The 13,744-nt window shown below is 62.9% G+C and carries 13 protein-coding genes and 1 rRNA gene; 11 read left to right on the top strand and 3 right to left on the bottom strand.

What is annotated here, in order from left to right; genetic code table 11:
- The 7 genes from GTP55_RS28550 to GTP55_RS28520 form a co-directional block, all read left to right on the top strand.
- Positions 1 to 358: tetratricopeptide repeat protein (locus GTP55_RS28550; protein WP_371868475.1), on the top strand; the 358-nt coding region annotated here is incomplete at its 5' end.
- Positions 359 to 370: 12 nt separating this feature from the next.
- Positions 371 to 1,057 (top strand): chemotaxis protein CheW, encoded by a 687-nt coding sequence (locus tag GTP55_RS28545; protein ID WP_161048156.1) that lies wholly within the window; start codon positions 371 to 373, stop codon positions 1,055 to 1,057.
- A complete protein-coding gene (locus GTP55_RS28540; protein ID WP_161048155.1) occupies positions 1,054 to 3,354 on the top strand; it encodes a hybrid sensor histidine kinase/response regulator in 2,301 nt (766 codons plus the stop codon). Before GTP55_RS28545 ends, GTP55_RS28540 begins: the two co-directional genes overlap by 4 nt.
- On the top strand, positions 3,351 to 4,388 hold the full coding sequence (gene cheB, locus GTP55_RS28535; RefSeq protein ID WP_161048154.1) for a chemotaxis-specific protein-glutamate methyltransferase CheB: 1,038 nt from the start codon (positions 3,351 to 3,353) through the stop codon (positions 4,386 to 4,388). Before GTP55_RS28540 ends, cheB begins: the two co-directional genes overlap by 4 nt.
- Positions 4,389 to 4,406: 18 nt before the next feature.
- Positions 4,407 to 5,471, top strand: coding sequence for a diguanylate cyclase (locus GTP55_RS28530; protein WP_161048153.1), 1,065 nt, complete (start codon positions 4,407 to 4,409; stop codon positions 5,469 to 5,471).
- The gene (ppnP, locus tag GTP55_RS28525; protein WP_161048152.1) at positions 5,468 to 5,782 is read left to right on the top strand and encodes a pyrimidine/purine nucleoside phosphorylase; all 315 of its coding nucleotides are present in this window, start codon (positions 5,468 to 5,470) and stop codon (positions 5,780 to 5,782) included. The genes GTP55_RS28530 and ppnP overlap by 4 nt, the downstream gene beginning before the upstream one ends.
- A 180-nt stretch (positions 5,783 to 5,962) precedes the next feature.
- Positions 5,963 to 6,895, top strand: a complete 933-nt coding sequence (locus tag GTP55_RS28520) for a sensor domain-containing diguanylate cyclase (protein ID WP_161048151.1) — start codon at positions 5,963 to 5,965, stop codon at positions 6,893 to 6,895.
- On the opposite strand, the gene murB is transcribed toward GTP55_RS28520, so the two are convergent.
- Positions 6,892 to 7,914: a UDP-N-acetylmuramate dehydrogenase gene (gene murB / locus GTP55_RS28515; RefSeq protein ID WP_161048150.1), complete on the bottom strand. Its 1,023-nt coding sequence runs from the start codon at positions 7,912 to 7,914 to the stop codon at positions 6,892 to 6,894. The two genes, GTP55_RS28520 and murB, sit on opposite strands and share 4 nt — an antisense overlap.
- 154 nt (positions 7,915 to 8,068) lie before the next feature.
- Here murB and GTP55_RS28510 point away from each other — a divergent pair, with 154 nt between their 5' ends.
- A complete protein-coding gene (locus tag GTP55_RS28510; RefSeq protein ID WP_161048149.1) occupies positions 8,069 to 8,554 on the top strand; it encodes a YajQ family cyclic di-GMP-binding protein in 486 nt (161 codons plus the stop codon).
- A gap of 140 nt (positions 8,555 to 8,694) precedes the next feature.
- On the top strand, positions 8,695 to 9,948 hold the full coding sequence (locus GTP55_RS28505) for a nitronate monooxygenase (protein ID WP_161048148.1): 1,254 nt from the start codon (positions 8,695 to 8,697) through the stop codon (positions 9,946 to 9,948).
- Between the two features lie 31 nt (positions 9,949 to 9,979).
- On the opposite strand, the gene GTP55_RS28500 is transcribed toward GTP55_RS28505, so the two are convergent.
- A complete protein-coding gene (locus tag GTP55_RS28500) occupies positions 9,980 to 10,915 on the bottom strand; it encodes an exopolyphosphatase (RefSeq protein ID WP_161048147.1) in 936 nt (311 codons plus the stop codon).
- Positions 10,916 to 11,065: 150 nt separating this feature from the next.
- On the opposite strand from GTP55_RS28500, the gene GTP55_RS28495 reads away from it, so the two are divergent.
- Together GTP55_RS28495 and GTP55_RS28490 are read left to right on the top strand one after the other, a co-directional pair.
- On the top strand, positions 11,066 to 12,010 hold the full coding sequence (locus GTP55_RS28495) for a DUF2157 domain-containing protein (RefSeq protein WP_161048146.1): 945 nt from the start codon (positions 11,066 to 11,068) through the stop codon (positions 12,008 to 12,010).
- Positions 12,007 to 13,554, top strand: coding sequence for a GDYXXLXY domain-containing protein (locus GTP55_RS28490; protein ID WP_161048145.1), 1,548 nt, complete (start codon positions 12,007 to 12,009; stop codon positions 13,552 to 13,554). Before GTP55_RS28495 ends, GTP55_RS28490 begins: the two co-directional genes overlap by 4 nt.
- Before the next feature lie 75 nt (positions 13,555 to 13,629).
- Here the strand turns inward: GTP55_RS28490 and rrf are convergent.
- Positions 13,630 to 13,742: ribosomal RNA gene (gene rrf / locus GTP55_RS28485) — 5S ribosomal RNA — on the bottom strand.
- Positions 13,743 to 13,744: the final 2 nt, after the last annotated feature.

The following is a 13,744-nucleotide window of genomic DNA, read 5'->3' as shown; positions in this document are numbered from 1 at the left end:
CGCCACGCCGAGCGCCGCGCCAGGCGCGCCGCCGGCGATCGCCGCGGACCTGCTGGCCACTGCGCGCCGGCTGGCCGACCTGGGCGATGTCAAGGCCGCCGAACAGCATTGCCGCGAGCATCTGGCGCTGCATCCGGAATCGGCCGAAGCCTACTTCATCCTCGGCCTGCTCAATGAGCTGACCAACAAACCGAAAATGGCGGAAGACTACTGGAAGCGCTGCATCTACCTGCAGCCGGACCACTACGAAGCGCTGTGCCACCTGGCGCTGCTGGCAGAAGCCAACGACGACGCCAGCGGCGCCGCCGCGCTCAAGGCGCGCGCCGCCCGCATCTACAAACGCCAGCAAGCATCCTGAAGACGCTAACCCATGAGCACAACGACTTCCTCCCCCGCCACCATCGACGTCCAGGACTGCTGGAACGTCATCGGCGTGAATGGCGACCAGAGTTGCGCAAGGCTGGAGCAGTACGTCCACTGCCGCAACTGCGAGGTCTACGCCAGCGCCGCGCAGCAAAACCTGCAACGCCCGGTCGGCGACAGCTATAAAAAAGACTGGGCCGCGCACTTCCGCCAGGCCGCCACCGATGGCCAGCAGAAGGACAGCTCGTGCCTGGTGTTCCGCATTGGCCGCGAATGGCTGTCGCTGCCGACCCGCATGTTCGTCTCGGTGGCGCCGATCGCTACGCCGCACCGCCTGCCGCACCGCGCCTCGCGTGGTTTGAGCGGCATCGTCAACGTCGGCGGCACGCTGTATCCGTGCATGTCGCTGGCGGCCCTGCTGGGCATCGACGACACCGAAGGCGAAGCGGCCACCCACCGCCACACTTTCGCGCGCCTGCTGCTGACGCAATGGGAAGACCAGGCCTACGCGCTGCCGGTGGCCGACCTGCACGGCATCCTGCGCTACGCCAGCGCCAGCGTGCAGGCGCCGGCCGCCACCATCAACAAGGGCCTGTCGCGCTTTCTCACCGGCGTCATCACGCATGACGACATGCGCATCGGCATGCTGGATGAAGCGCTGATCGGCTACCAACTCGCGAGGACCCTGCGATGAGCGTGGATAACAACGGAGACCTGAGCCAGTTCTCCATGCTGGATCTGTTCCGCATGGAGGCCGACAGCCAGACCCAGATCCTGACCGACGGCCTGCTGGCGATGGAGCGCCTGAAGGACGACGCCAGCGCGGTCGAATCGATGATGCGCGCGGCGCATTCGATCAAGGGGGCGGCTTCCATCGTCGGCCTGGAAGTGGTGGTGCAGCTGGCGCACGGCATGGAGGACGCCTTTATTGCCGCGCAAAACGGCAAGCTGGCGTTGACGGCCAACCGCGTCGACGTGCTGCTGGCCGGCGTCGATCTGATCCTGCAGCTGTCACGCCTGCAGGACGCCGAAGTGGACGGCTGGCTGGCCGCCAACGGTGAGCATATCAAACGCACCATGGATTCGATCAGCACCATCGCCTTCCTGCCCGAACCAATCGATTTTTCGCCGCCGCCCGTCGTTCCGGCGCAGGCCGGAACCCATAGTGCGCCTGATAACACGCAAAGTATGGATTCCCGCCTGCGCGGGAATGACGCGCCGCCCGCAGCCGACGACGCCCACGAACGCCGCACCGTGGCGCCGATGAAGCATGCGCAGAACTTCGACAAGCTGCTGTCGCTGGCCAGCGAGTCGCGCATCAACGCGCACCAGATGCATCCTTTCGTGCAGAACCTGCAGCGCTTCAAGCGCAACCAGAGTAGCCTGTTCTCGCTGATCGAGCAGCTGCACGAAGCCATCTCCAACAGCACCGACGCCAGCCTGAAGGAAAAGTCCCTTCTGGCGCTGCAGAAAACCCATCCGCTCAAGCAGTTCGTGCTGGAGCACATCGCCGACATCGAAGCCTATGAACGCCGTCTGCTGGCGGTCTCGCAAGGCATGGTGGACGAGGTGCTGACGCTGCGCATGCGGCCTTTCCGCGACGGCGTGCAGCACTTCCCGCGCACGGTGCGCGACCTGTCGCGCAGCCTGGGCAAGGACGTGCAGCTGCACATCATCGGCGAAGACACACTGGTCGACCGCGACATCCTGGCCAAGATCGAAAGCCCGATCAACCACATGCTGCGCAACGCCATCGACCATGGCATGGACAGTGCGGCCGACCGCGTCGCCGCCGGCAAGCCGGGCGCCGGCACCATCGTGCTGGAAGCGCGCCACCGCGCCGGCATGCTGAGCATCGAAATCAGCGATGACGGCAAAGGCGTCGACCTGGAAAAAATCCGCGCCCGCGTGATCGAACGCAAGATGGCGCCGGCGCAGATGGCGGCCGCCATGTCGCCGGCGGAGCTGCTGGAGTTCCTGTTCCTGCCGGCCTTCAGCCTGAAGGAAAACATCACCGAAATCTCCGGCCGCGGCGTCGGCCTGGACATCGTCCACGAAACCATCCGCTCGCAAAACGGCACGGTGCGCATCGAGTCGGAACTGGGGGTCGGCTTCCGCACCTACATCACGCTGCCGCTGACGCAGTCGATCGTGCGCGCACTGGTGGTCGACATCAAGGGCGAAGCCTACGCGGTGCCGATCGTGCAGGTGGAGCGCGTGCTCAAGGTGCCGCAAACGGCCATCCACACGCTGGAGAGCAAGCAGTTCTTCGACTTCGGCGGCGAGCATCTGGGACTAGTGTCGGCGGCACAGGTGCTGGAACTGGGCGACACCAGCGCCGAAGGCAGCGAGCTGCCGGTGATGGTGATCGGCGCCGGCGCGCGCCGCTACGCGCTGGTAGTGGATGCCATCCTCGGCGAACAAAGCCTGGCGGTGCAGGCGATCGATCCGATCTTCGGCAAGATGCGCGACATCTCCGCCGCAGCGCTGCTGGACAACGGCGACCCGGTGCTGATCCTCGACGTGCCGGACCTGCTGCTGTCGATCGACAAACTGCTGCACGAAGGCGGCCTGCACCAACTGGCCAAGTCGGACGCCGCCGAACGCCGCAAGACCAAGCGCATTCTGGTGGTCGACGATTCGCTCACCGTGCGCGAGATGGAGCGCAAGCTGCTGCTCAGCCGCGGCTTCCTGGTCGATATCGCCATCGACGGCATCGACGGCTGGAACGTGGTGCGCAGCGGCGAGTACGATCTGGTGATCACCGATGTCGACATGCCGCGCATGGATGGTATCGAACTGGTAACCTTAATTAAAAAGGATTTGCACCTGCATAAAGTGCCGGTCATGATAGTGTCATACAAAGACCGGCCGGAGGACCGCGCACGCGGGCTGTCGGCCGGCGCCGACTACTATCTGACCAAGGGCAGCTTCCACGACGAGACGCTGCTCGATGCCGTCAGCGACCTGATTGGAGACGCCCGTAGATGAAGATCGCCATCGCCAACGATGTCGCCATGGCAGCCGAGGCGCTGCGGCGGGTGGTCGCCAGCACCGCCGAGCACCAGGTGCTGTGGATCGCGCGCACCGGCGCCGAGGCGGTGCGCATGGCGGCCGAGAGCCGGCCGGACCTGATCCTGATGGACCTTAACATGCCGGAGCTGGACGGCGTGGAAGCCACGCGCCAGATCATGGAGCACAGCCCGTGCGCCATCCTGGTGGTGACCGGCCGCCCGCAGGACAACGTCAACCAGGTGTTCCGCGCGCTGGGCGCCGGCGCGCTGGACGTCACCGCCACGCCGGTGCTGCAAGGCCAGCCGGGCGGCGACGCCGAACTGCTGGCCAAGATCCGCACCATGGACAAGCTGATACGCCACAGCGGCGGCAACCAGGCCATGCTGCCGCGCAGCGCCGCCAACGGCGGCAACGGCCACGCCGACCCGGACACCGAAAAAGTCACCGCGCTGCTGGCCATCGGTGCCTCCACCGGCGGCCCGGTGGCGGTGTCCAAGCTGCTGGCCGGCTGGAAGGCGCCGCGCGGCTGCGCCATCGTGGTGGTGCAGCACATCGACCAGCACTTCGCCGACAACTTCGCGCGCTGGCTCGGCGAGCAGCTGGAGATGCCGGTGCGCGCCGCCGAGGAAGGCGACGAACTGGTGGCCGGCACCATCCTGATCGCCAAGAGCAACGACCACCTGACGCTGGATCAAAACCTGCGCTTGCGTTACGATGCCCATCCGAAGGACTATGCCTACCGTCCTTCGGTCGACGTATTCTTCCACTGCGTGGCGCAGCACTGGAAAGGCGAAGCGATTGGTGTACTATTGACCGGCATGGGGCGCGACGGCGCCGAAGGCCTGCTGGCCATGCGGCGCGCCGGCCAGACTACCATCGCCCAGGACCAGGCCAGCAGCGCGGTGTACGGCATGCCGCGCGCGGCGGCGGAACTGGACGCGGCGCAAATGATACTGCCGCTGTCGAAGATCGGACCGGTCTTGCGCAGCACCCTGGGCGGACGTAGCTAACAACCTAAGAGAAACCTGATGTCCGAAGCACATGTAATCGTACAAGATCAAGAACCGGTCCTCACCACCTTCAAGGTACGCGTACTGCTGGTCGACGACCAGCTGATCATCGTCGAAGCCGTGCGGCGCATGTTCAGCGACCAGCCGGACATCGAATTCCACTACGTGACCGACGCCACCAGGTCGCTGGAGACGGCGCTGCAGTTGCAGCCGACCGTGATCCTGCAAGACCTGGTGATGCCGGCCATCGACGGCTTCGGCCAGATCGCCCAGTACCGCGCCGAAGAGAGCCTGCGCCACGTGCCGGTGATCGTGCTGTCGGCAAAGGAAGACCCGAAACTCAAGGCGCACAGCTTCGGCACCGGCGCCAACGACTACATGGTCAAGCTGCCGGACAAGCTGGAACTGCTGGCGCGGGTGCGCTACCACTCGGGCGCCCACATCAGCCGCCTGCAGCGCGACCAGGCCTTCCGCTTCCTGCGCGAGAGCCAGAAGCAGCTGGCCGACGCCAACATCGAACTGCAAAAACTGGCGGCGCTCGACGGCCTGACCGGCATTGCCAACCGCCGCCGCTTCGACGACACCATGCGCATCGAGTGGCAGCGCGGCCAGCGCGACAAGAAGCCGCTGACGCTGCTGATGTGCGACGTCGACTTCTTCAAAGGCTATAACGACAGCTTCGGCCACCTGGCGGGCGACTTGTGCCTGAAAAAGGTGGCGGCTGTTTTGACTGAACACCTGAAGCGACCGGCCGACCTGGCCGCGCGCTACGGCGGCGAGGAGTTTGCGATTATCCTGCCGGAGACACCACTGACTGGGGCGCTGATCGTGGCCGAGTCGTGCCGCCGCCATCTGGAACAGCTCGCGATCGAAAATCCGCAAGCGACCACGGACCTGTCCTCGGTGACCATGTCGATCGGCGTGGCCAGTCTGGTGCCGTCGCCGGCGTCTTCGGTCGAAGAGCTGATCCGCCTCGCCGACCAGGCGCTGTACGCGGCCAAGCGTGCTGGCCGCAACCGCGTGATGAGCGCGGACGACACGCCCGGTCTCACAACATCGAACCAAGGAAACCCCGCAGCATGAGTGCTCAAATCGATCAAGTCAGCGTCGTCAAGAAATCGAATATCTACTTCGACGGCAAATGCGTCTCGCACACCGTCATCCTGGCCGATGGCAGCAAGAAAACCGTCGGCGTCATCTTCCCGTCCAGCCTGACCTTCAACACCGGCGCGCCGGAAATCATGGAAATCGTCGGCGGCGTGTGCAAGGTGCGGCTGGACGGCGCCAGCGACTGGCAAACCTACGCCGCCGGCCAGCATTTCAAGGTGGCGGGCAACAGCAAATTCGACATCGAAACGGTGGAAACCCTCGATTACGTCTGCCACTTCGGCTAAACTCAAAAGCAGACTGCGGTCTAATGCCGTTAAGTTAAGCTGGAATTTCACATCGTCATTCCCGCGCAAGCGGGAATCCATAGGACGTCTGCCGGGCAAACGCAGCATGGATTCCCGCTTGCGCGGGAACGACGTTGCTAACTTAACGGCATTAGCCTGCGGTCTGCTTTTTTTACGACCATGAACATACCATCACACAAGCTACTCGCGATTATCGAAGCCCAGGTCCAGCTGGTTGGCCTGGGCAATGACCTCGCCGCCGTCATGGACGCGGCGTCCGCGCGCGCGGTGAAACTGACCGGCGCCGACGGCGCCGTGGTCGAACTGCTGGAAGATGACGCCATCGTCTACCGCTCGGCCACCGGCATCGCCGAAGCGCAACTGGGCTTGCGCATGCCGGTGGCGAACAGCCTGTCCGGCCGTGTGCTGACCAGCCGCACGGCGGCGCTGTGCACCGACAGCGAAACCGACGACCGCGTCAACCGCGAAGCGTGCCGCAAGGTCGGCCTGCGGGCGATGGTGATCGTGCCGCTGATTGCCGGCGATGACGCCCTCGCCGTCATGAAGCTGATCTGGAAGGAGCCGCGCGAATTCAACCAGCACGAAGCGGAGATCGCGCAACTGCTGGCCAACATGGCGGCGATGCTGATGCAGCGCGCCACGCAGGAAGGCCCGAATGTGCTCAAGCAGCGCCTGACGCTAGACGAAGCCAGCGGCACCGCCAACCGTTCCTTCTTCTACGAGCAATTGCAGGCCAGGCTGGCGGCGGCGCAGGCTAGTAACGGCCATCTGGGCGTGGCGGTGGTGCGCATCAACGGCATCGCCTCGCTGAAAGAAGCGCTGGCCGACATCTCGCGCCGCATCGAGCGCGAATGCCGCGCCGGCGACCTGGTGGCGCGCATCGGCCACGATGAATTCGGCGTGATTCTCAACATGGCGTCGCGGCGCTCGATCGTCACCAGCCAGCTGCATCGTATCAGCCTGTCGGTAACCGGCGAGTCGCTGCCCGGCATCAGCGACGCCGCACTGCGCACCGCCTGCCACACCGGCTGCTCGGTCTATCCGGAAGACGCCCGCACCGCGATTGAGCTGGTGCAGGCTGCGCGTCCTTAGATGAACACGGGTTCAGGGTCGAGCAGCACGCCATAACGCGCCTGCACGTCGGCCTGGATCGCCTGGGCCAGCGCCACCACCTCGGCGCCGCTGGCGCCGCCGTTATTCACCAGCACCAGCGCCTGTTTCGGATAGACCCCGGCCGCGCCCAGGCTGCGGCCTTTCCAGCCGCATTGATCGATCAGCCAGCCGGCGGCCAGCTTCTCGCTGCCATCGGCCTGCGCGTGGTGCACCAGGTTCGGGAAGCGCTCCAGCAGCGCCGCACATTGCGCGCCCGGCACCACCGGATTCTTGAAAAAGCTGCCGGCGTTGCCGATCACCGCCGGATCGGGCAGCTTGCGGCGGCGGATCGCGATCACCGCGTCGGCCACTTGTTGCGGCGTCGGCGCATTGCCCAGGCCCGGCTCGGCCGCCAGCTCGGCGTAACGCAGATTCGGCTGCCACTGCCTGGGCAGCGCAAATGTCACGTCCAGAATGATCAGGTGGCGGCCCTCGTCGCGTTTGAAGATGCTGTCGCGATAGCCGAAGCGGCAAGCCGACGCCTCCATCACGCGCGTCTCGCCGCTGCGCGGATCGAACACCGTCGCGCTGTGGAATACGTCCTTGATTTCCAGCCCGTAGGCGCCAATATTCTGGATAGGCGCCGCGCCGACCGTGCCCGGAATCAGCGACAGATTCTCCAGCCCGCCGACGCCTTGCGCCAGCGTCCACTGTACGAACGCGTGCCAGTTTTCGCCGGCGGCGGCGCGCACCAAATAATGTTGTTGCGTGCCTTCCAGCACTTCCTTGCCCTGCAAGGCGATGTGCAACACCAGGCCGTCAAAGTCGCCGGTCAGCAGCACATTGCTGCCGCCGCCCAGCACCAGCTTGGGCAAAGTAGCCCAGGCGCCATCGGCATAAACGCAGAGCAATTGCTCTTTTTCTGTCACGCGCAAATAGGCGCGCGCGCTGGCCGCGATGCCGAAGGTGTTGAGGGAATGCAGCGGAAATTGATGTAAGACAGAAAATGAGGCGGGCATGAGAAAATAATCAGGAAATTTCATCGATTATAGAGCGAAACAAGCAAAAAACCAGCGCCGATATGGCAGCGTTGGGCAGGTTGTCCGTTAAAATATCAGTCTTTGATGCAGCCGGATCCATGCGGGCTGCGTGCCTCACGAAAAGGAAATAGTTATGCCGTCGTTTGATGTAGTTTTGGAAGCCGATATGATCGAAGTGAAGAATGCCGTCGAGCAATCTCAAAAGGAGATCGCCACGCGCTTTGACTTCAAGGGCACCGGCGCCGCCGTCGAACAGAAAGAGCGCGAGCTGACCGTCACCGCCGATGCGGAGTTCCAGTTGCAGCAGGTGCGCGACGTCTTGACCAGCAAGCTGGCCAAGCGCAAGGTCGATGTGCGTTTCCTGGACGATGGCGAAATCAAGAAAATCGGCGGCGACAAGGTGCGCCAGGTGATCACGGTGAAAAACGGCATCGAATCGGACGACGCCAAGAAAATCGTGCGCGCCATCAAGGACAGCAAAATGAAGGTGCAAGCCGCCATCCAGGGCGAGTCGGTGCGCATCACCGGCGCCAAGCGCGACGACCTGCAGGCCGCCATGGCGCTGCTGCGCAAGGAGGTCGCCGACCTGCCGCTGGAATTCAACAACTTCCGCGACTGATCCCCGTCCGTCCGCGCGGCCGTGCCCGGCACGGCCGCGCCGTCACATAGCTGTAGTACACATGGAGTAGAATAAGTCGGAGCCCCGACCATGCGTACTGCCGCGCGACCGCAAATAACCTCGGTAGTCTAAGGATAGCAATGAAACGTGTTGATGATTTCCGCCTGCGATTTGGCAATGAAGAGTATGTGCCCATCATGATCGGCGGAATGGGGGTCGATATCTCGACCTCGGAACTGGCGCTGGAAGCGGCCCGCCTGGGCGGCATCGGCCACATCTCCGACGCCATGGTGGAAGACGTCTCGGACCGCAAGTTTGACACCAGCTTCGTCAAGGACAAGACCAAGCTCTACAAGCACAACATCAACAACATGGACAAGTCCATGGTGCAGTTCGACCTGCAGCGCCTGGCCGAAGCGCAGCGCCTGCACATCGGCGCCACCATGCGCGCCAAGCAGGGCTCGGGCCTGATCTTCGTCAACTGCATGGAAAAGCTGACCATGAACGGCCCGCGCGAAACACTGCGCACCCGCCTGAACGCGGCACTGGACGCCGGCATCGACGGCATCACGCTGTCGGCCGGCCTGCACTTCGGTTCGTTCGCGCTGATGGCCGACCACCCGCGCTTCCGCGAAGCCAAGCTGGGCATTATCGTGTCGTCGGTGCGCGCGCTGCAGATCTTCCTGCGCAAGAACGCCAAGCTGAACCGTCTGCCGGACTACGTCATCGTCGAAGGCCCGCTGGCCGGCGGTCACCTGGGCTTCGGTCCGGAAGACTGGAAAGACTACGACCTGATGACCATCATGCTGGAACTGCTGGCTTACTTCAAGGAAGAGCAGCTGGACATTCCCCTGATCGCGGCCGGCGGCATCTTCACCGGTTCCGACGCGGTCCGGTTCCTGGAAGCCGGCGCGGCGGGCGTGCAAGTGGCGACCCGCTTCACCGTCACCAGGGAATGCGGCCTGCCGGACAAGGTCAAGCAGGAATACTTCAAGGCGTCGGAAGAGGACATCATCGTCAACGGCATCTCGCCGACCGGCTATCCGATGCGCATGCTTAAGAGTACGCCAGCGATCGGCTCCGGCATTCGTCCCGGCTGCGAATCGTACGGCTACCTGCTGGACGCAACCGGCAACTGCGCCTACATCAACTCGTACAACCGCGAAGTGGCGGCGCATCCGGAACTGAAGAACGTGGTGGTGATGGACAAGACCTGCCTGTGCACCCACATGCGCAATTTCAACTGCTGGACCTGCGGCCACTATACCTACAAGCTGAAAGACACGTCGTTCAAGAAGCCGGATGGCGAGTACCAACTGCTGAGCGCGGAGCACGTGTTCAAGGATTACCAGTTCAGTACCGACGATCACATCGCCCTGCCTGAGCAGGAATGACAAAAGCGCCCGAGGGCGCTTTTTTATTTTGTCAGCCTTCGCTGTTAATGCGGTAGATCAGCGCTTCCAACACCTCTTCTGCACGCTCATTATCCACCTGGCAGGTGCCGGCATTCTCATGGCCGCCGCCGCCGTATTCCAGCATCAGCGCGCCGATATTGGTCTTCGACGTACGGTTCAGGATCGACTTGCCGGTGGCGAAAACCGTGTTCTGGTTCTTCAGGCCCCACAGCACGTGGATCGAGATATTCGTCTGCGGGAACAGCGCGTAGATGATGAAGCGGTTGCCGGCAAAAATCACTTCCTCATTGCGCAGGTCCAGTACGACCAGGTTTTTGTGCACCGTGGCGCAACGGCGGATCTGCTCCTTGCACTTTTCGGCGTGATCGAAGTACAGCTCCTTGCGTTCCTTCACATCCGGCAGTTCCATGATCTGTTCGATCGTATGGTCCTTGCAGTAATTGATCAGGTCCATCATCAGGTTGTAGTTCGAGATGCGGAACTCGCGGAAGCGGCCCAGGCCGGTACGCGCATCCATCAGGAAGTTCAGCAGATCCCAGTTTTCCGGATGCAGCACTTCCTGCTCGTTGAAGCGGGCGGCATCACCCTTATCGACCGCCGCCATCATATCGTCCCACGATGCCGGGAACGCCTTGAGGCCGCCGTAATAATCGTAGACCACGCGCGCCGCCGACGGCGCCTCCGGATGGATCACATGATTGCTGCGCTCTCCGGTATTGCGAATGGTTTCCGACAAATGGTGGTCAAACGCCAGGTGCACGCCCGGCACGTACGGCAAATTGGTGGTGATGTCGTTGTCGCTGATGGCAATTTTACCGTCCTGCATATCCTTCGGATGGACGAACACGATCTCGTCAATCAAATCCAGATGCTTGAGCAGCACCGCGCACACCAAACCATCAAAATCGCTACGCGTTACCAAGCGATACTTTTTTGCTTCTGCCATGGAGCTACCTCAGGTGATTGGACACCGGTAAATAATACAACTCAATCGCACGGCTGCCCACAAATAGTGAGCTGACGTTGCATTAAGTCACGACGCTGCCCACAGAGACAATGTTACTGTGTAAGCAATACATCAAATTGTGAGGTGCTTATGAGTCTCCGTCTCGCCATTCTTGCCCTGACCGACAAGTACCAGCTATCGGTCCAGCAACATGCCGCCCTGCGCCAACTTGCCGCACTCGACGAGACGCCTCCTTCGCTCGCGCAGCGGCTGCAGCACGGCCTGGCAGTGCTGGGCGCCGCCCTCGGCGGGCTTGGCATCCTGTTCTGGATCGCCGCCAATTGGCCTTCGCTATCGCACGCCGGACGCTTCGCGCTATTGCAGGCGCTGCTCATCCTGGCCCTGCTGGGCGCCTGGCGGCGCCCGGTCACGCGCGTGCCCCTGTCGCTGGTGGCCTTCATCACCTGCGGCGGACTGCTCGCCCACTTCGGGCAGACCTACCAGACCGGCGCCGATCCATGGGAACTATTCGCAGTATGGGCCTTGCTGACCGTTCCGCTCTGCTTGGGCGTTCGCCACGACGTCCTGTGGACCGCATGGGCGGTGGTGGCCTTGACCGCCACCTGGCTGGCCTACCGGGCCGTGCCGGGCCTGGGATTTTTCGAGGCCAGCCTGAGCTCATGGGTGCCAGCCGTCGCGCTCGCGGCGCTGTTCCGCTTTGCGCCCGTCGGCGCCGGACTTTGGCCGATGCGCTTGAGTATGATCTACGCGACCGCAGGCCTGTGCTGGGTCGCCATCTACAGCTTGCTTGGGCCACAGCTCGGCGCAATGTACATGGTAACGCTGACCAGCATTGCTGCGCTGATCTTCGTCTTCAGCCTGCGCAATATGTTTGACGTGTTCGTCGTCAGCGCCCTGGGCTTCGGCGCCAACGTCGTGCTGATGGGCGGATTGGCGCGAACACTCATCGCAGGCAGGGGTGTGTCGACTGCGGCAATCCTGTTGACGGGATGCGTAGCGGCGGCGCTGTTGGCCCTCACGGTCAAGCTGATCATGGAGTTGGCGCACACGCATCAACCGGAGCACATCGCATGAGCAGCAAAAAACTGAACGATTTGATCAAAGCGGCGGTGGCCGGCGGCATCCTGCCATCCGACGCCACACCAACGTCCACGGCGCATCCCTGGCCGGTGGTCTTGATGACCGGGCTAGGGGCATGGCTGGCGGCGATCCCCTTCGTCGCCGTGCTGTTCATCACGCTGGGCTCACCGTTGGAACGAGGGTCGCTAACTTACACAGTTGGCGTACTGATCCTCGGCACCGCCCTATTCCTGCTACGCAGCCGCTATACGCCCGAATTCGTCGAACAACTCGGCTTTCCAGCGCTGCTGGTGGCGGGCGTGCTGCTGGCCTTCGGATTTTACCGGGATCTGTCGACCGTCCTGGCCAGCGCCGCACTGATGCTGGTAATCCTGGGCGCAGCCTGGGCAGTCCCCCAACTGTGGCTGCGCACCTTATTAGGCGCGCTGGCCTGCGCGGCGTTTGCCATGATGTTTGGCGAAGACCGCCTTTTTTGGCGGGGAAACTGGCAAAACGGGCTGTATTGTGCGGCGCTCGTATGGACCGCCACCGTGGCCTGGGCAGACGCGCGACCAGTTTCCGGCACGACAGCGGAAGAAGCAATGGCACTCGACGCCATCGCTTCCGGCTGGGCCGCGATGCTGTTGCTGGGATTGGCATACAGCACTGGTCAGAGCTTCATGATCGGTGTGCTGGCAGAACCTTTCCAGGTCGCCGTCGACTTCAGCGACGCGCCACTATCACGCATCTTGTCGTTGCTGCTGGCCATCGCCGGCGCCGCCTGGCTGGCATGGCACTGGCCGGCTTGCCGCATGCCGCGTATGTTGCTCGCGGCCTTGCTGTTGCTCGCCCTGTGCTGGATGATGCCCCCGCTCGGCGCCGCGCTGCTGGTGCTGGCGATATGTGCGACCAGCGCGCGGCCGATACTGGCAACAACCGCCGCCGTTGCGGCAGCTTGGATTGTTGGCTGTATCTATTACCAGCTGGCGCTGCCATTGACCACCAAGGCAATCCTGATGGCGGCAAGCGGCGCTGCGTTTGGACTGATCGGGTGGTCAAGCCGCCCCCGCGGTATGCGCAGCGCAGCGCAACCTGGTCAGATACCCAAGCTGATGGCGCTGACATTGCTGGCAGTATTGGTGGTCGTCAACGGCGGCATCTGGCAAAATGAGCAGCTGATCCGAAGCGGCCGAACGGTCTTTATTGCACTGGCGCCGGTCGACCCGCGCTCACTGATGCAAGGCGATTATATGCGCCTCAACTTCAGCTCGCCGGATCTGAACGTCGTTGGCCGGCACGTCAAAGTCGTCGCCGCCATTGACGACAGAGGGATTGCGGTCATCCGCCGCGCCGCATCCGAAGGCCCGCCGGCCACGAATGAAATCCTGATCGAGCTGGTGAATACCCAAAGCGGTCTGCAGCCGGCAAGCAATGCGTGGTATTTCAAGGAAGGCGAGGCAAAACGATGGGAGCAGGCCAAATACGGCGAGTTTCGCATCGACAGCAACGGCCATGCGCTGCTGGTCAATCTGCGCGGCGCCAACCTGGAACTGCTGTAAATGCAAAAAATCCCCACCTGCACCGAGCACGATCTTGAGCGCGTTCAGGCTGATGGGGATTTCTCTAAATAACTAGCTTGACGATAACCTACTTTCACACTGGTTGCAGCACTATCATCGGCGTAGAGTCGTTTCACGGTCCTGTTCGGGATGGGAAGGGGTGGGACCGACTTACTATGGTCATCAAGCT

It is taken from the genome of Duganella margarita (assembly GCF_009857535.1).
Taxonomy (GTDB): Bacteria; Pseudomonadota; Gammaproteobacteria; order Burkholderiales; family Burkholderiaceae_D; genus Rugamonas; species Rugamonas margarita.
This window is presented reverse-complemented; position numbering and strand designations above follow the sequence as displayed.

What these genes read in the sequence shown, in the direction of transcription:
- GTP55_RS28530 (WP_161048153.1), top strand. Translation starts at nt 4,407, where the DNA reads ATGTCCGAAGCACATGTAATCGTACAAGATCAAGAACCGGTCCTCACC.
- GTP55_RS28505 (WP_161048148.1), top strand. Translation starts at nt 8,695, where the DNA reads ATGAAACGTGTTGATGATTTCCGCCTGCGATTTGGCAATGAAGAGTAT.
- GTP55_RS28545 (WP_161048156.1), top strand. Translation starts at nt 371, where the DNA reads ATGAGCACAACGACTTCCTCCCCCGCCACCATCGACGTCCAGGACTGC.
- GTP55_RS28540 (WP_161048155.1), top strand. Translation starts at nt 1,054, where the DNA reads ATGAGCGTGGATAACAACGGAGACCTGAGCCAGTTCTCCATGCTGGAT.
- murB (WP_161048150.1), bottom strand. Translation starts at nt 7,914, where the DNA reads ATGCCCGCCTCATTTTCTGTCTTACATCAATTTCCGCTGCATTCCCTC.
- GTP55_RS28500 (WP_161048147.1), bottom strand. Translation starts at nt 10,915, where the DNA reads ATGGCAGAAGCAAAAAAGTATCGCTTGGTAACGCGTAGCGATTTTGAT.
- GTP55_RS28520 (WP_161048151.1), top strand. Translation starts at nt 5,963, where the DNA reads ATGAACATACCATCACACAAGCTACTCGCGATTATCGAAGCCCAGGTC.
- cheB (WP_161048154.1), top strand. Translation starts at nt 3,351, where the DNA reads ATGAAGATCGCCATCGCCAACGATGTCGCCATGGCAGCCGAGGCGCTG.
- GTP55_RS28510 (WP_161048149.1), top strand. Translation starts at nt 8,069, where the DNA reads ATGCCGTCGTTTGATGTAGTTTTGGAAGCCGATATGATCGAAGTGAAG.
- GTP55_RS28490 (WP_161048145.1), top strand. Translation starts at nt 12,007, where the DNA reads ATGAGCAGCAAAAAACTGAACGATTTGATCAAAGCGGCGGTGGCCGGC.
- ppnP (WP_161048152.1), top strand. Translation starts at nt 5,468, where the DNA reads ATGAGTGCTCAAATCGATCAAGTCAGCGTCGTCAAGAAATCGAATATC.
- GTP55_RS28495 (WP_161048146.1), top strand. Translation starts at nt 11,066, where the DNA reads ATGAGTCTCCGTCTCGCCATTCTTGCCCTGACCGACAAGTACCAGCTA.